We start from the raw sequence: 13,141 nt of genomic DNA, 5'->3' as shown, positions 1-13,141 counted from the left end.
CATGACGCTTATGGCAGGGGCGGCGTTGGCCATGACGGTGATGATGGGGACTGCCGGCGCGCAGGAGCAGAGCACGGGCAAGGGCGCGGATCAGGCCGCGCAGGCGCGGGCGCTCGGGCAGTGCATGGTGCTGAAATCGACCGGGGCGGATCGGCTGACTGTTGCGCGCTGGTTCCTTTCGGCGATCGCGTCCGCGCCGCAGGTTGCGGGCGTGGCGACGCTGCTGCCGGGGCGGAAAGTGGAACTGGACAAGGGTATGGCGGCCCTGTTCACGCGCCTGATGGCGGTCGACTGCGCCAGGGAGGCGCGGCCTTTGTTCGCCGCGCAAAATGCGGGGGAAAGCTTTCGTGTCGCGGGCGAAGCGCTGGGTCGGGTGGCCATCAGCGAACTGCTGAGCAATCCGGAGGCGAATGCGGCGCTCGGCGCTTATGCCCAATATCTCAAGAAGGAGGACTTCAAGAACGTGCTGCCTTGAAGCGGTCTCAGGAAAAAGGGCGCCGCCGCATATGCGGTGACGCCCCTGTTCCGGTCCGGCCCGTCCTCGCGAACGGGCTGGAAAACCAGCTTACTTGAGTTCGACGGTCGCGCCGGCGTCTTCAAGCTGCTTCTTGACCTTCTCGGCCTCGTCCTTGTTCACGCCTTCCTTGATCGCCTTGGGAGCGGACTCCACCAGCGTCTTGGCTTCGGTCAGACCCAGGCCGGTGATGGCGCGGACTTCCTTGATGACGTTGATCTTCTTGCCACCGTCGCCGGTGAGGATGACGTCGAATTCGGTCTGCTCTTCAGCAGCCGGAGCAGCGGCGGCAGCGGCCGGGCCGGCGACGGCGACGGCAGCAGCGGCGCTAACGCCCCACTTTTCTTCCAGAGCCTTCGACAGCTCGGCGGCTTCGAGGACGGTGAGGGCCGAAAGCTGATCGACCAGTGCGTTGATGTCTGCCATGATTATTTCCTTCTAAACGGGGCCAGCCCCGCGATATGTTGTAACGATTACAGGAAGTTGGTTGCAGCCGATCAGGCTGCTTCCTTCTCCGCATAGGCGTTGAAGACCCGCGCGAGCTGCGCAGCCGGTGCCTGGGTGACGATGGCGAGCTTGGTAGCCGGGGCGACCAGAAGGCCGACCAGCTTTGCACGCAGTTCATCCAGCGACGGCATCGATGCGAGCGCCTTGACGCCCTCTGCATCGAGCAGCACTTCGCCCATTGCGCCGCCAACGATCTCAAGCTTGTCGTTGGTCTTGGCGAAATCGATCGCAACCTTGGCGGCGGCGACCGGATCGACCGAGGAGGCGAGGCCAACCGGGCCGGTCAGCAGATCGCTGAGGCCGGTGTAGCTGGTGCCTTCAAGGGCGATCCTGGCGAGGCGGTTCTTCGTAACCTTGTAGGTCGCGCCCGCTTCACGCATCTTCTGGCGCAGGACAGTCGACTGGGCGACCGTCATGCCAAGGTTGCGGGTCACGACGACCACGCCAACTTCTGCCAGCTCTGCGTTCAGCGCGGAAACGACCTCAGATTTCTGATTACGATCCATGCCATTACTCCACTTCATGCCCGCCGGACGACCCGGCGGACGGCAAAAACCCGTGGCGTTTCCGCACGGGGATATGGTCCGAAGGGGAGAGATCGACAGCCATGGCCCAAAGGACAGGCAGACCCGGAACGGCGCCATTCGGCGCGCCCGGCAAAGAACTTTTCCCCGTCTAGGCTGGAGATTAAGAAGGGCATATTCCCTTCACCAACTGTCTCGGACGGTGAACCTACGGCATCGCTGCCACAGGTCCGCTGCCGCGCGCCCTAGCGGCTTAGGGGAGCGATGTCACGCGATTTTGCGCGGAGGCGGCGCGTGGCAGGCGCGTCGCGGCTCGTTCCGGGCGCTTTAGCGGCGAAGTATACACCGTCCGCGCGATCGCGCGCGGGGGCAAGCGCGCGCGAGGCGGAGGCAGGCTGACAGTTCAAAGACAGGGGACGGCATAGGCGCAGGGCATGGCGATAGGACAGGGTTTGGGTGCGGCGCGGGCGGGAAATAGGATGGTTTTTTGGCTGCCTGTGGCGGTGGTGCTACAGGGTGGGCGAGGGGTGGCTGGCCGATTTCGGACTGTCAGGTTTAAGATCGTTAGGGCGTTTTAAGCTGCCATTGCCGAGCGCAGCTTTAATCTGGTTGACAGAAGGCAAGTTTACTAATCAGGGAACGAATCGTAATCAATCTTGCCAAAACGATCATTTACGATCGTCAGGGATGCCCAATCGAAATCATATATCTCTTCGTCACTCCAATCGTCTGGATATTTGATTCGGAACAACGATCCAATCGACTCGCTATGGGGATAGTAAGAGCCCCCACTCATGATCAAATGATCTGGGCCAGCGTCGAATGTCGATGTCTTAAATTGGGCCGTTACTACGATTAATAATGCTGTTACGGCTTCGATCAATGTCCAGAGATTTGCCAGCTTGAAGGTTTGTTGGCGGCTATGCTTACTTGCATTATAGGCTTGGTACCAAGGAAGCGGAACGCCCTGTTGAGGCGTTTCTTGTCCTCGGAATGAGCGCCATGGTTCAAATGGTTTGATCGCGGGCGACACACCGTTCCACATCGGTAACATTGCTTCGTACGATGAAAGATGATGTGTCGCGTCAATCTTGCGAAAATCACGGATGGAGAGGGCGCGCCTCGTAGGTTGTGTGAAAATGTTTGCATCTAGGATAGCCTTGAAATTGGCCTCAATTTCGATGCAAGTCCGCATTAAGAGCGCGTGAATACGATAAGAAAATGCATCCCGTCCCTCGTCGGATGGCTCAACAAACTCAAAGATCGCACGAAGATCGTTTAGGATGAGCAGAAGCGCGCGGGTGTAGTGTCCAGGGCTCTCAGCATATTTTTGATCTTCGATATAGGCCCAACCGCTATAGCCGGAATTGGGCCCATCCTTCATGCCACGAACATTGCGGTAAAATGGTTTGCTAACCGGCATCGTTCGCCCCTCTCGATGACAAACGATCGTTGCAGTTTCATCGGGCGTCCGCAATAGGATCGACAAATGTCGGGCGCCAACGACCACAATTGGCGCATTCCAGCCGTCACCCCCCCCCTCAAACCCGATCCGCCTGCACCACGACGTCGATGGCCCTTAGCGCCGACAAAATCCGCATCAGGTGCTGCGCGTCCGCCACTTCCAGATCGATGATGTCGGTGTGGAACGGGCCTTCGCGGTTGACGAGTTGCAGGTTGAGGATGTTCGCCTTGGTCGCGCCGAAGACGTTGGCGACGGCGGCGAGCGCGCCGGGCTGGTTCTGGACGATGACGGAGAGGCGCGCGGTGCCGCCCTTCGACTTGCTGTCCCATGACAGGTCGACCCAGTCGTCATCCTGCCCCGCCTCCAGCGTGCGGCAGTCGATGGTGTGGACCTCGATCGGCTCGCCGGTGCGGCGGACGCCGACGATGCGGTCGCCGGGCACCGGATGGCAGCAATCGCCGAGATTATAGGCGATGCCGGGCGTCAGGCCGCGGATCGAGACGGGGGCGTGCTGGCGCGGGTGCGATTCCTCCATGCCGCTGGCGGAGGTCGATCCGGGCATCAGCGCCTCCATTACCTCTGAATCGAGCAGGCGGTGCGTGGCGATGGCGATCATCAGCGCGGCGCGATCTTCGAGCTTCAACCGCTTGAGCGCGGCCTTGAGCGCCTTGTCGCCAAGCTCTGGCACCAGTTCGGCGGGGAAGCGGCCGACTATTTCGGCATAAAGCTTCTCGCCGAGCGCGATTTCCTCGCCGCGCTGCTTCTGGCGGATATAGCGGCGGATCGCGGCGCGCGCCTTGCCCGTGACGGCGAAGGTCAGCCAGCCGGGCTGCGGCTCCTGCCCGCCGGATTTGAGGATTTCGACCTGATCGCCATTTTCGAGGCTGGTGCGCAGCGGCACGACCCGGCCGTTGACCTTCGCCCCAACCGTCTGGTTGCCGAGCGAGGTGTGGACGGCATAGGCGAAATCGACCGGCGTCGATCCCTTGGGCAACTGGTGCAGCTCGCCCTTGGGAGAGAAAGCGAAGATGCGATCCTGATACATCGCCATGCGGGTATGTTCGAGCAGTTCGTCGGCGTCCTGGCTCTGCTCCAGAATCTCGACGAGGTCGCGCAGCCAAGCGGCGTGATGATCGCCGGCGTCGCCCTGCTGCTTGTAGGCCCAGTGCGCCGCGAGGCCCAGTTCGGCGTTGCTGTGCATGTCGCGGCTGCGAATCTGCACCTCAATCCGGGCATTGTCCTGATGGATGACGGTGGTGTGCAGCGAACAATAGCCGTTGCGCTTGGGGGTGGAGATGTAATCCTTGAAGCGGCCGGGCACCATTTTATAGGTCTGGTGGATGACGCCGAGCGCGCGATAGCAATCTTCCGTGCTGTCGGTGATGACGCGGAAGGCCATGACGTCGGTCAGCTGTTCGAAGCTGATGTGACGCTCCTGCATCTTGCGCCAGATCGAATAGGGGTGTTTTTCGCGGCCCGAGACCGTGACCGACAGACCCTGTCCGCCCAGCAGCAATTGCAGTTCCGCGCCGATCCGGTCGACCTTGTCATGGCCGCCTTCCTTCAACTGCTCCAGCCGCCGGGTGATGCTGACATAGGCTTCGGGTTCGAGTTCGCGGAAGGCGAGCAACTGCATCTCGCGCATGAAATCATACATGCCGATCCGCTCCGCCAGCGGGGCATAGATGTCCATTGTCTCCTTCGCGATGCGGCGGCGCTTGGCGTCATTCTTGATGAAATGCAGCGTGCGCATATTGTGCAGCCGGTCGGCGAGCTTGACCAGCAGCACGCGGATATCGTCGGACATGGCGAGCAGGAATTTGCGCAGATTTTCCGCCGCGCGCTCATTCTCGCTCATCGCCTCGATCTTCGACAGCTTGGTGACGCCGTCGACCATGCGGGCGACATCCTTGCCGAAGGCCGCCTCGATCTCCTCATGGGTGACGAGCGTATCCTCGATCGTGTCGTGCAGCAGCGCGGTCACGATCGTCTGGTCGTCGAGATAGAAATCGGTGAGGATGCCGGCCACCTCGATCGGGTGGCTGAAATAGGGGTCGCCGCTGGCGCGCTTCTGGCCGCCATGTTTCTGGACCGAAAACACATAGGCGCGATTGATCATCGCTTCGTCCGCGTTCGGATCATAGCGTTTGACGCGCTCGACAAGTTCATACTGACGTAACATTATGAGACCGATTGTGTGGGAAGTGCCTTGCGGCGCAACAAAAAAATCCCATGTTGCGATAAATTAACGGAGATGGAGAGGCGGGAGCGCGGCCTTTTTGCAACAGACGCCGCTTTACGCTATCAAGGTCGAACGATGACTCAAAATTGGGCGCAGGATCTGGAACAATGCGCGCTGCCGGCGGCGCTGGAGGTGATGGGCGAACGCTGGTCCTTCCTCATTCTGCGCGCCGGAATGTCGGGTATCCGCCATTTCGAGGAGTTTCAGTCGACGCTGGGCATCGCCCGCAACATTCTCGCCAACAGACTCACCCGGCTGGTGGAAAACGGCATCATGTTGCGCCAGCCGATGCAGTGCGACCGGCGCAAGGTCGAATATCTGCTGACCGACAAGGGACAGGAACTCGCCCCGGTGATGATCGCGTTGCGGCAATGGGGCGAGCGCTGGGGTTGCGCCCCCACGACGTGCCAGATTCTGGCGGACAAGCGGGACGGCCTGCCGATCCGCCGGATCACGATGCAGGCGCATGACGGACGCACGCTGGGGATCGAGGATCTGATGTGGCTGTGCGTGGAGGAAGCGACCGCCGCGACTCAGGAATCAGCCGCCGCCTGATGCCGGTGCTGCGGGAGTGACCGATCCTATGGCCCCACGCCGCTTCACCACGGCGCTCAAATCGCCTAAGTTCGTGCCCATGTCGGTGCATTTTCAGCCTCAACCCTTTTTCGCGGACAAGAACCGCGCTTTCTGGAACCTTCAATCGCTCGGCTGGGCGGGCGCTTTCCTGCTGCGCGGATCGTCCACGATCGCCAACGGGCAATCGCTGTCCAGCCTGGTGCCGGTGCTGATTTCCACCGTCACCGGCTATTCGGTGACGCTGCTGATCGCGGTGATCTTTCGCTTTCTGCTGAAGCAGCGGCCGATCGTCACCTGGGGCGTGTCGATCGTGACGGTCGTTTTGGCGGCGGGGTTCGTCGCGTTTATCGACGCCTGGGTATTTTCGACGCAGAATCAGGGGAGCGATACGGCGGGGCTTCAGCTGTTTCTGGGTGCATTCTACCTGTCGATGACGCTGCTGGGGGCATGGTCCGCGCTCTATTATGCGATCAATTTCTACCTGACGGTGGAGGAGCAGGCGGATCAACTGGTGCGCCTCGAAGTGCAGGCGTCGAGCGCGCAACTGGCGATGCTGCGCTATCAGTTGAACCCGCATTTCCTGTTCAACACGCTCAACAGCATTTCGACGCTGGTGCTGCTTAAGGAAACCGACCGGGCGAACCAGATGCTGTCACGGCTGTCCTCCTTCCTGCGCTATACGCTCATCAACGAGCCGACCGCGCAGGTGACGATCGAGCAGGAAGTCGAGACGCTCAAACTCTATCTGGAGATTGAGAAGATGCGGTTCGAGGACCGGCTGCGCCCGGTGTTCCACATCGATCCGGCCGTCGCGAGCGCAAGGCTGCCCTCGCTCCTGCTTCAGCCGCTGGTGGAAAATGCGATCAAATATGCGGTCACGCCGAGGGAGGAAGGCGCGGAGATCACCGTCACCGCGCAGCCTGCCGGTGAAAATGTCCAGATCATCGTATCGGATACCGGACCGGGATTGAACGAAGGGCCAGTGAGGCCGAACATCCCCGAAACCACGGGTACAGGGGTGGGCCTCGCCAATATTCGCGACCGGCTCATCCAGGCCTTTGGGGAACGACAGAGCTTTGACACGCGTTCCACGCCGGGCGGTTTTTCGGTCATCATCGAAATGCCGCTGAACATGGAAGATTCAACGAAAGTGGCCGCATGACCATCAGAACAATCCTCGTCGATGACGAAAGCCTGGCCATTCAGGGCCTCAAGCTGCGTCTCGAAGCGCATGAGGATGTCGAAATCATCGAAACCTGCAGCAATGGCCGCGAAGCCATCCGCGCCATCAAGACGCATAAACCCGACCTTGTGTTCCTCGATATCCAGATGCCGGGGTTCGACGGCTTTTCCGTCGTCCAGGGGCTGATGGAGGTGGAGCCGCCGCTGGTCATCTTCTGCACCGCCTATAGCGATCATGCGATCCGCGCGTTCGAGGCGCAGGCGGTCGATTATCTGATGAAGCCGGTCGAGGACGGGCGGCTGGCCGACGCGCTCGATCGGGTACGGCTGCGCCTGTCGGAAAAGCGGCAGGTGCAGGAAGCGGAAAAGCTGCGCGAGGTGCTGGCCGAGGTCGCACCGCAGGCGATGAGCGATTTCGACGCCGCCGACGAAGAGGGACCGGCGTCGAACCGCTTCGAAAAGCTCATCAACATCAAGGATCGCGGCCAGATTTTCCGGGTGGATGTCGATTCGATCGAACGGATCGACGCGGCGGGCGACTATATGTGCATCTATACCGCCGACAACAGCCTGATCCTGCGCGAGACGATGAAGGATTTGGAAAAGCGGCTCGACCCGCGCAATTTCCAGCGGGTGCATCGTTCGACCATCGTCAATCTGAGCCAGGTGAAACAGGTCAAGCCGCATACCAATGGCGAATGTTTCCTGGTGCTGGAATCGGGCGCGCAGGTGAAGGTCAGCCGATCCTATCGCGACGTGGTGGCGCGGTTCGTTCACTAAGGGTCATTTGAACACCCATTGCCGGTTGAGGCCGAACACGACGGCCGGGGTCACGAAAATCATGGCCGGGATGGGCGACCATTCCGGCCATCGCATGAGCGTGACGCCGATCCAGACCCAGAAAGCGTTCAGTGCGTAGCTGACGAGCGATACCGCGACGAAACGGACGCTGCGCGCGGCGTGGCTCCCCTCCGCGCCATGGCCGCGAAAGGTGAAGGCGTTGTGCAGGACATAGCCGATCACGACCGCGGTGACATAGCCGATGCCGTTGGCCAGTTGCGGGTGCCATCCCGCCAGCGCCGCGAGGGTCCAGTATACCGCCGCCTGACAGGCGGTGATGAACAGTCCGGTGACGCCATAGCGGAACACCTGCCAGAAGAGGGCCTGATGCTGCGGCGAGAGCCGGTCGATGATTTTCATGGCTCAAGCCCCGTTGCGCTTTGGTGCGGAGCGTCTAAGCGAATGCCATGATCTTGCAAAGCGGGCAAAGCCTTCGCGAACGCGTTGGATATCGGGGACGGCAGATCGCCGTCTGGGGCGAACGCCACTGGAAATGGCTGACCTTCCTGATCTGGATCGCCATCGTCGCCGGTTTTCTGGTCAATCGCTGGGCCGCCATCCACTGGCTGACGCTCGGCGATACCGACGATAATATCCGCTATGTGCAGGTGAAGGACTGGCTGGCGGGGCAGGGCTGGTTCGACCTGCGGCAATATCGGCTCGATCCGCCGGGTGGCGCCAACATCCACTGGTCGCGGCTGGTGGACCTGCCGATTGCAGCGCTGATGCTGTTCTTCCGCGCGTTCGTGGATCAGGGGCTGGCCGACCGGCTTGCCTGCGGGATCGCGCCGCTGCTGCCGTTGCTGCCGCTGATGCTGAGCCTGGGGTTCATCGCACGGCGGCTGGCGGGCGATGGCGCGGACCGGACGGGGGCGTGGTTCTTCGCCGTCCTCGCCCCGCTGGCGGCGCAGATGAGCATGGGCATGTATGCGCCGATGCGCATCGATCATCATGGCTGGCAACTGGCGCTGGCCCTCACCATGCTGGCCGGGCTGGTCGATCGCGACTGGCTGCGCGGGGGGATCGTCGCGGGGATCAGCAGTGCGCTGTCGCTGGCGATCGGCATGGAGATGACCGTCTATCTCGCGGCGGGCGGCGCGCTGATCGCGCTGCGCTGGGTGTTCAGGGAGGGGGCCGGGCGGCGGATGCTGCCCTATGCGCTCAGCCTGACGGGATCGGTATCGCTGCTGTTCGTGACAACCGCGAGCTATGCCAACCGGCAGATGGTGTGCGACGCCCTGTCGCCGATCTGGGTCGCGATCTTCGCGGCGGTCGGCGCCGGCATGACGCTGCTCGCGCTGCTGCCGCTGCGCCACTGGCCCGCGCGGCTGGGGGCGGGGATGGTCGTGGGCGGGTGCGTCGCCGCGTTCGCGTGGATGAACTGGCCGCAATGCCTGAGCGGCGCGTATCAGATATCGCCCGAATTGCAGCGGCTGTGGCTCGCCAATATCCGTGAGGCCAAGCCGCTGACGGCGCAGGCGCGCAGCGTGGTCGTGCCGTTGATGGCGATCCCGGTGGCGGGGCTGGTCGGGCTTGGTTTTGCCCTGTGGTCGGCGCGGCGCGACGCGGATCGGCTGTGGGCGTGGGCGACGGTGGGGCTGATGATGGTCTTTTCCACCGCCTTGCTGTTCTGGGCGTTGCGAGCGGGGCCAGCGGCGCAGTTGCTGGCGATTCCCCCGGCGGCCTGGGCGGGACATCGGCTGGTGCGCGGCATCGTGACCGGACGGCCGCTGGTGCGGTGGCTCGGCGTGGCGGGGGTAACGCTGCTGGTGGCGGTGATATTCGCCTATCCGCTCTATCCGCAGGCCAATGCGCTCTGGGCGCAGGTGACCGGGACAAAGACGAAGCCGTGGCGGCCATCGGCGATCGCGCGGACCAAGGCGATCGACAAGGCGAACGGGCGGTGCCGCACGCTGCCCGCGCTGGAGGTGCTGAACCAGCTGCCGCCCGCGACGATCTTCACCATGGTCGATCTGGGGCCGCGCCTGATCGCGACGACGCATCATAGCGCGATCGCCGGGCCTTATCATCGTAATGGGGCAGCGATACTGGCCATCCACCACAGTTTTGACGGGCCAGCGGCAGGCTTCCGGCGAATCGCGGCGCAGCATCATGCGACCTATCTGCTGATCTGCCCCAATTTCCCCGAAGGCACGATCTATGCCGCGCGCAGCCCTGGCGGCTTTTATGCCGGGTTGATGCGCGGACAGGTGCCGGGCTGGCTGCATCCGGTGTCACTGCGCACCGGGCTGACGCTGCCTTATACGCTCTACCGGATCGATTATGCCGCGCCGGACTTAGCGGCGGGCGGCGAAGAAGTCGCGCAGCAGCGCTGATCCCTCTGCTTCGGCGAGGCCGCCATAGACTTCGGGACGGTGCAGGCATTGTGGCTGGGAAAAAAGCCGCGGTCCCTGTTCGATCGCCCCGCCCTTGGGATCGGACACCGCATAGTAGAGTCGCGCGATTCGCGCGTGGGAAATGGCCCCGGCGCACATCGGGCATGGTTCCAGCGTGACCCACAGATCGCAGCCGGTGAGGCGGAAGTCCCCGAGTTGGGCGGCGGCGGCGCGCAGGGCGACGATTTCGGCATGGGCGGTGGGATCATTGTCGCGCCGGTTGCGATTTTCCCCCTCGCCGATGATTCGGCCGTCCCGCGTCACCACCGCGCCGATCGGCACTTCGCCCGCTTTCCCCGCAGCACGGGCAAGATCGAGCGCGCGATGCATCGGATCGGGCAAGGGAAAGGGCGAAGGCATGAAGCGAGACCATACACGATTGGCCCGATTGGGAATATTATGGTTTCCTGACCGCGACCGTCGGCACCTCGACCGTTTCGTTGCGGGTGCCGACCTCCACCCTGGCGACGCTCGCCTCGTATTTCGGCAGAGCGCCCTGTTTGACGGCGACCTGCGGCAATTGCCCGTCGCGCGTCTTTTGCACGTCGATGAAGCCAAGCGCGATACCCGCGCCGACCAGCAGCAGCGCGATCAGCAATAATCCACCCAAGACTCGCATCGTCACCTCCTTTGGGATACAGGAGCGGCAACGCCCGGAGCGAGGGAAAGGTTGCGAAAGCGACATGATCTCGCGCTGCGGGCGGGTTGACGGGGGCGGGATATGCCGCTATCCGCGCCGCTTTCCGAACGAACCCGAATACAAGGTTGATTGACTATGTCGCGCATCTGCGAACTGACCGGCAAGGGCCGCCAGGTGGGTCACAATGTGTCCCACGCCAACAACAAGACGAAGCGGGTGTTCCTGCCCAACCTCCAGAATGTCTCGCTGATTTCCGAGACGCTGGAAACCAGCGTCAAGCTGCGCGTGTCGACCCACGGGCTGCGTTCGGTCGAACATAATGGCGGTCTCGACAACTGGCTGGTCAAGACCAGCGACGACAAACTGTCGCTCAAGGCGCGTCGCCTCAAGCGCGACATCGTCAAGAAGCAGGCGGCTGTCGCCGCCTGATTCGCCCGGTTGGGTGCAGAGGTAAAGGGCGGTCCGGCGACGGGCCGCTTTTCTGCGTTTGGAAATGCGCGAAAGAGCGCATTTCATAGGCCGCACCAGCCCTCACCCCACCCGACCGCCCATCAGGATACCATGTCTGGGCGGTCGGGTGGGGGTGAGGGCTGGTGCCGATGTGCCGTTAGCGCATTCTCGAACAGGCTCTTAGCGATCTTGGCGCAAGAGCGACGGCGGCAGCGCGAATTTCAGCAGCAGGCTGCGCTGGAAAAATTCGTGATTGTCGTCCGAGATGATCCAGATCGCCGTCTGGCCGCGCTCGTGCGTCACGGCGATCCCTTCGAAATTATCGGCCTGTAGCGGCGGCGCGAGCCGGGCGAGGGCGCGCGCCTGCAACAGCGCGCCGGGTTCGATACGATCGGGCAGTTCGACGATCGCGATGGTGGCCGTGAACAGCTCCTGGAGCGTGACTCGCCGGTTGAGGACGAGGATGTGCCGCGCGTCGAGCGCCACCGCATCGGTGGGGCGATAGCCGCGCGGCGGGGCATAACGCAGATGGATGGGCGCTGCGGTGCGGTCGTCGGCGGGGTCGCCCGCGAACAGCAGCGCGTCGTGCCGGCCATCCGCCGTCATCCCCATTTCCGATATGGCGAGGAAGCGCCCGTCGGGCAGCCGGGCGAGCGATTCGATCGATCCGGTCTTGGGCCAGGCCATGATGTCGGGCCAGGTCCGGCATGCCTCGACCCGCGCGAATCCGGGGGCGTAACGGCAGATCTGCTGGCGCAGTTCGAACCCCACCCAATAGCGGTCGGTCGCCGGATCATGGGTGAGCGCTTCGGAATCCCAGACCCACCATGGCTCGTCCCGGTCCTGCGGCCGGACCGGCAGCGGCGCGACAAAAGGTCGTCGCTGGGCCGCTCCCGCCCCCACATGAAAGCCCATCAGCGTGCCGCTGTCGCTCAGGCCCAATATGTCGCCCGCCGGATCGATCAACATGGCCGAAATGCCGCCAAAGCCGGGATTGGCGCTCGTCAGTTCCCAGCCTCCCAGATAGGGCAGCAGGCCGGCCCGGCGTAGATGCGGGTCGCTATTGCTGAGCGGCAGCGCGCGCGCCGACACCAGCAGCGTGCCCATGCGAACGATCAGGGGCTTGCCCATCGGAGGTGCCGGCAGCAGCAGGATCGCAAGCGCGAGGACGGTCAGGATTCGGCGCATTCGATCCGCCATAGGGCAAATGGTGCCCCGGCACAGCCTGATATCAGGCAGATATCAGGCCCGCAAAGCTGAACGCGCGCTGTCATGGCCATTCAGGCTCCGCTCAAGGCCCGTGCCGCATAACGGGACCATCGACGGCGAATCCCTGTCTGGATACGCCCGTGAAATGGCAAGGAGGAGCATCGCCATGAAGACCAAGTTTCTGATCAATATGGGCGCGGCGCTGGCCATGGGCGTTGCATCGCTGGCCGCGACGGCGACCCCCGCCATGGCGCGCGACGGCTATTATCGCGGTTATGACCGTGGCGATTATTATCGCGGCTATGACCGTGGCGATTATCGGGGCGACCGTGGGTATCGCGGCTATCGCGGCGATTATTATCGTGGCGACGGCTATCGCGGCTATCGCAACAATTATCGGGGCGGTTATCGCTGCCGCGATAATGGCACGGGCGGCACCATCATCGGCGCGATCGCCGGTGGCCTGCTGGGTAACGAGATCGGCAAGGGCAGCGGACGCTATGGCCGTCGCGGTGACGGCACCACAGGCGCGATCGTCGGCGCTGGCGTGGGCGCCCTGGCCGGGCGGGCGATCGATCGCGACTGCTGAAGAGACA

The 13,141-nt window shown here is 62.9% G+C and carries 15 protein-coding genes; 7 read left to right on the top strand and 8 right to left on the bottom strand.

Annotated elements, in window-relative coordinates; all coding sequences use genetic code 11:
* Position 1 precedes the first annotated feature (1 nt).
* The gene (locus tag ACODSN_RS04555; RefSeq protein WP_489053490.1) at positions 2-475 is read left to right on the top strand and encodes a hypothetical protein; all 474 of its coding nucleotides are present in this window, start codon (positions 2-4) and stop codon (positions 473-475) included.
* Positions 476-565: 90 nt separating this feature from the next.
* On the opposite strand, the gene rplL is transcribed toward ACODSN_RS04555, so the two are convergent.
* The 4 genes from rplL to ACODSN_RS04535 form a co-directional block, all read right to left on the bottom strand.
* A complete protein-coding gene (rplL, locus tag ACODSN_RS04550) occupies positions 566-940 on the bottom strand; it encodes a 50S ribosomal protein L7/L12 (RefSeq protein ID WP_340232597.1) in 375 nt (124 codons plus the stop codon).
* 71 nt (positions 941-1,011) lie between these two features.
* A complete protein-coding gene (rplJ, locus tag ACODSN_RS04545; RefSeq protein WP_489053489.1) occupies positions 1,012-1,527 on the bottom strand; it encodes a 50S ribosomal protein L10 in 516 nt (171 codons plus the stop codon).
* 646 nt (positions 1,528-2,173) lie between these two features.
* Complete coding sequence (locus ACODSN_RS04540; RefSeq protein WP_489053487.1) at positions 2,174-2,968, bottom strand: hypothetical protein; 795 nt, start codon at positions 2,966-2,968, stop codon at positions 2,174-2,176.
* 118 nt (positions 2,969-3,086) lie between these two features.
* Positions 3,087-5,192 carry a RelA/SpoT family protein gene (locus ACODSN_RS04535; RefSeq protein WP_489053485.1) on the bottom strand — a complete coding sequence of 702 codons (2,106 nt, stop codon included), beginning with the start codon at positions 5,190-5,192 and terminating at the stop codon, positions 3,087-3,089.
* A 135-nt stretch (positions 5,193-5,327) separates the two neighbouring features.
* Here ACODSN_RS04535 and ACODSN_RS04530 point away from each other — a divergent pair, with 135 nt between their 5' ends.
* The 3 genes from ACODSN_RS04530 to ACODSN_RS04520 all read left to right on the top strand — a co-directional run bounded on the left by ACODSN_RS04530 (position 5,328) and on the right by ACODSN_RS04520 (position 7,790).
* Entirely contained in the window at positions 5,328-5,807 is a 480-nt protein-coding gene (locus ACODSN_RS04530; RefSeq protein WP_489053484.1) for a winged helix-turn-helix transcriptional regulator, read from the top strand.
* Positions 5,808-5,886: 79 nt separating this feature from the next.
* A complete protein-coding gene (locus ACODSN_RS04525; protein WP_489053760.1) occupies positions 5,887-6,990 on the top strand; it encodes a sensor histidine kinase in 1,104 nt (367 codons plus the stop codon).
* Positions 6,987-7,790, top strand: a complete 804-nt coding sequence (locus ACODSN_RS04520) for a LytR/AlgR family response regulator transcription factor (RefSeq protein WP_489053482.1) — start codon at positions 6,987-6,989, stop codon at positions 7,788-7,790. The genes ACODSN_RS04525 and ACODSN_RS04520 overlap by 4 nt, the downstream gene beginning before the upstream one ends.
* Before the next feature lie 3 nt (positions 7,791-7,793).
* Here the strand turns inward: ACODSN_RS04520 and ACODSN_RS04515 are convergent, their stop codons facing one another.
* Positions 7,794-8,210: a GtrA family protein gene (locus ACODSN_RS04515; protein ID WP_489053481.1), complete on the bottom strand. Its 417-nt coding sequence runs from the start codon at positions 8,208-8,210 to the stop codon at positions 7,794-7,796.
* Between the two features lie 47 nt (positions 8,211-8,257).
* On the opposite strand from ACODSN_RS04515, the gene ACODSN_RS04510 reads away from it, so the two are divergent.
* A complete protein-coding gene (locus ACODSN_RS04510) occupies positions 8,258-10,186 on the top strand; it encodes a hypothetical protein (protein ID WP_489053480.1) in 1,929 nt (642 codons plus the stop codon).
* Here the strand turns inward: ACODSN_RS04510 and ACODSN_RS04505 are convergent.
* The gene (locus ACODSN_RS04505; RefSeq protein WP_489053478.1) at positions 10,148-10,606 is read right to left on the bottom strand and encodes a nucleoside deaminase; all 459 of its coding nucleotides are present in this window, start codon (positions 10,604-10,606) and stop codon (positions 10,148-10,150) included. The genes ACODSN_RS04510 and ACODSN_RS04505 overlap by 39 nt on opposite strands.
* Before the next feature lie 37 nt (positions 10,607-10,643).
* Complete coding sequence (locus tag ACODSN_RS04500; protein WP_489053476.1) at positions 10,644-10,865, bottom strand: hypothetical protein; 222 nt, start codon at positions 10,863-10,865, stop codon at positions 10,644-10,646.
* A gap of 156 nt (positions 10,866-11,021) precedes the next feature.
* On the opposite strand from ACODSN_RS04500, the gene rpmB reads away from it, so the two are divergent.
* Positions 11,022-11,315, top strand: coding sequence for a 50S ribosomal protein L28 (gene rpmB / locus ACODSN_RS04495; RefSeq protein ID WP_489053475.1), 294 nt, complete (start codon positions 11,022-11,024; stop codon positions 11,313-11,315).
* A gap of 201 nt (positions 11,316-11,516) precedes the next feature.
* Here rpmB and ACODSN_RS04490 read toward each other — a convergent pair whose 3' ends face one another.
* Complete coding sequence (locus tag ACODSN_RS04490) at positions 11,517-12,524, bottom strand: esterase-like activity of phytase family protein (protein WP_489053474.1); 1,008 nt, start codon at positions 12,522-12,524, stop codon at positions 11,517-11,519.
* Between the two features lie 187 nt (positions 12,525-12,711).
* Here ACODSN_RS04490 and ACODSN_RS04485 point away from each other — a divergent pair, with 187 nt between their 5' ends.
* Positions 12,712-13,134 carry a hypothetical protein gene (locus ACODSN_RS04485; protein ID WP_489053473.1) on the top strand — a complete coding sequence of 141 codons (423 nt, stop codon included), beginning with the start codon at positions 12,712-12,714 and terminating at the stop codon, positions 13,132-13,134.
* Positions 13,135-13,141: the final 7 nt, after the last annotated feature.

It is taken from the genome of Sphingobium sp. FG11 (assembly GCF_057809915.1).
The sequence above is the reverse complement of the archived record's forward strand: the minus strand, read 5'-3'. Positions and strand labels throughout refer to the sequence as shown.

What these genes read in the sequence shown, in the direction of transcription:
- ACODSN_RS04555 (WP_489053490.1), top strand. Translation starts at nt 2, where the DNA reads ATGACGCTTATGGCAGGGGCGGCGTTGGCCATGACGGTGATGATGGGG.
- rplL (WP_340232597.1), bottom strand. Translation starts at nt 940, where the DNA reads ATGGCAGACATCAACGCACTGGTCGATCAGCTTTCGGCCCTCACCGTC.
- rplJ (WP_489053489.1), bottom strand. Translation starts at nt 1,527, where the DNA reads ATGGATCGTAATCAGAAATCTGAGGTCGTTTCCGCGCTGAACGCAGAG.
- ACODSN_RS04540 (WP_489053487.1), bottom strand. Translation starts at nt 2,968, where the DNA reads ATGCCGGTTAGCAAACCATTTTACCGCAATGTTCGTGGCATGAAGGAT.
- ACODSN_RS04535 (WP_489053485.1), bottom strand. Translation starts at nt 5,192, where the DNA reads ATGTTACGTCAGTATGAACTTGTCGAGCGCGTCAAACGCTATGATCCG.
- ACODSN_RS04530 (WP_489053484.1), top strand. Translation starts at nt 5,328, where the DNA reads ATGACTCAAAATTGGGCGCAGGATCTGGAACAATGCGCGCTGCCGGCG.
- ACODSN_RS04525 (WP_489053760.1), top strand. Translation starts at nt 5,887, where the DNA reads ATGTCGGTGCATTTTCAGCCTCAACCCTTTTTCGCGGACAAGAACCGC.
- ACODSN_RS04520 (WP_489053482.1), top strand. Translation starts at nt 6,987, where the DNA reads ATGACCATCAGAACAATCCTCGTCGATGACGAAAGCCTGGCCATTCAG.
- ACODSN_RS04515 (WP_489053481.1), bottom strand. Translation starts at nt 8,210, where the DNA reads ATGAAAATCATCGACCGGCTCTCGCCGCAGCATCAGGCCCTCTTCTGG.
- ACODSN_RS04510 (WP_489053480.1), top strand. Translation starts at nt 8,258, where the DNA reads ATGATCTTGCAAAGCGGGCAAAGCCTTCGCGAACGCGTTGGATATCGG.
- ACODSN_RS04505 (WP_489053478.1), bottom strand. Translation starts at nt 10,606, where the DNA reads ATGCCTTCGCCCTTTCCCTTGCCCGATCCGATGCATCGCGCGCTCGAT.
- ACODSN_RS04500 (WP_489053476.1), bottom strand. Translation starts at nt 10,865, where the DNA reads ATGCGAGTCTTGGGTGGATTATTGCTGATCGCGCTGCTGCTGGTCGGC.
- rpmB (WP_489053475.1), top strand. Translation starts at nt 11,022, where the DNA reads ATGTCGCGCATCTGCGAACTGACCGGCAAGGGCCGCCAGGTGGGTCAC.
- ACODSN_RS04490 (WP_489053474.1), bottom strand. Translation starts at nt 12,524, where the DNA reads ATGCGCCGAATCCTGACCGTCCTCGCGCTTGCGATCCTGCTGCTGCCG.
- ACODSN_RS04485 (WP_489053473.1), top strand. Translation starts at nt 12,712, where the DNA reads ATGAAGACCAAGTTTCTGATCAATATGGGCGCGGCGCTGGCCATGGGC.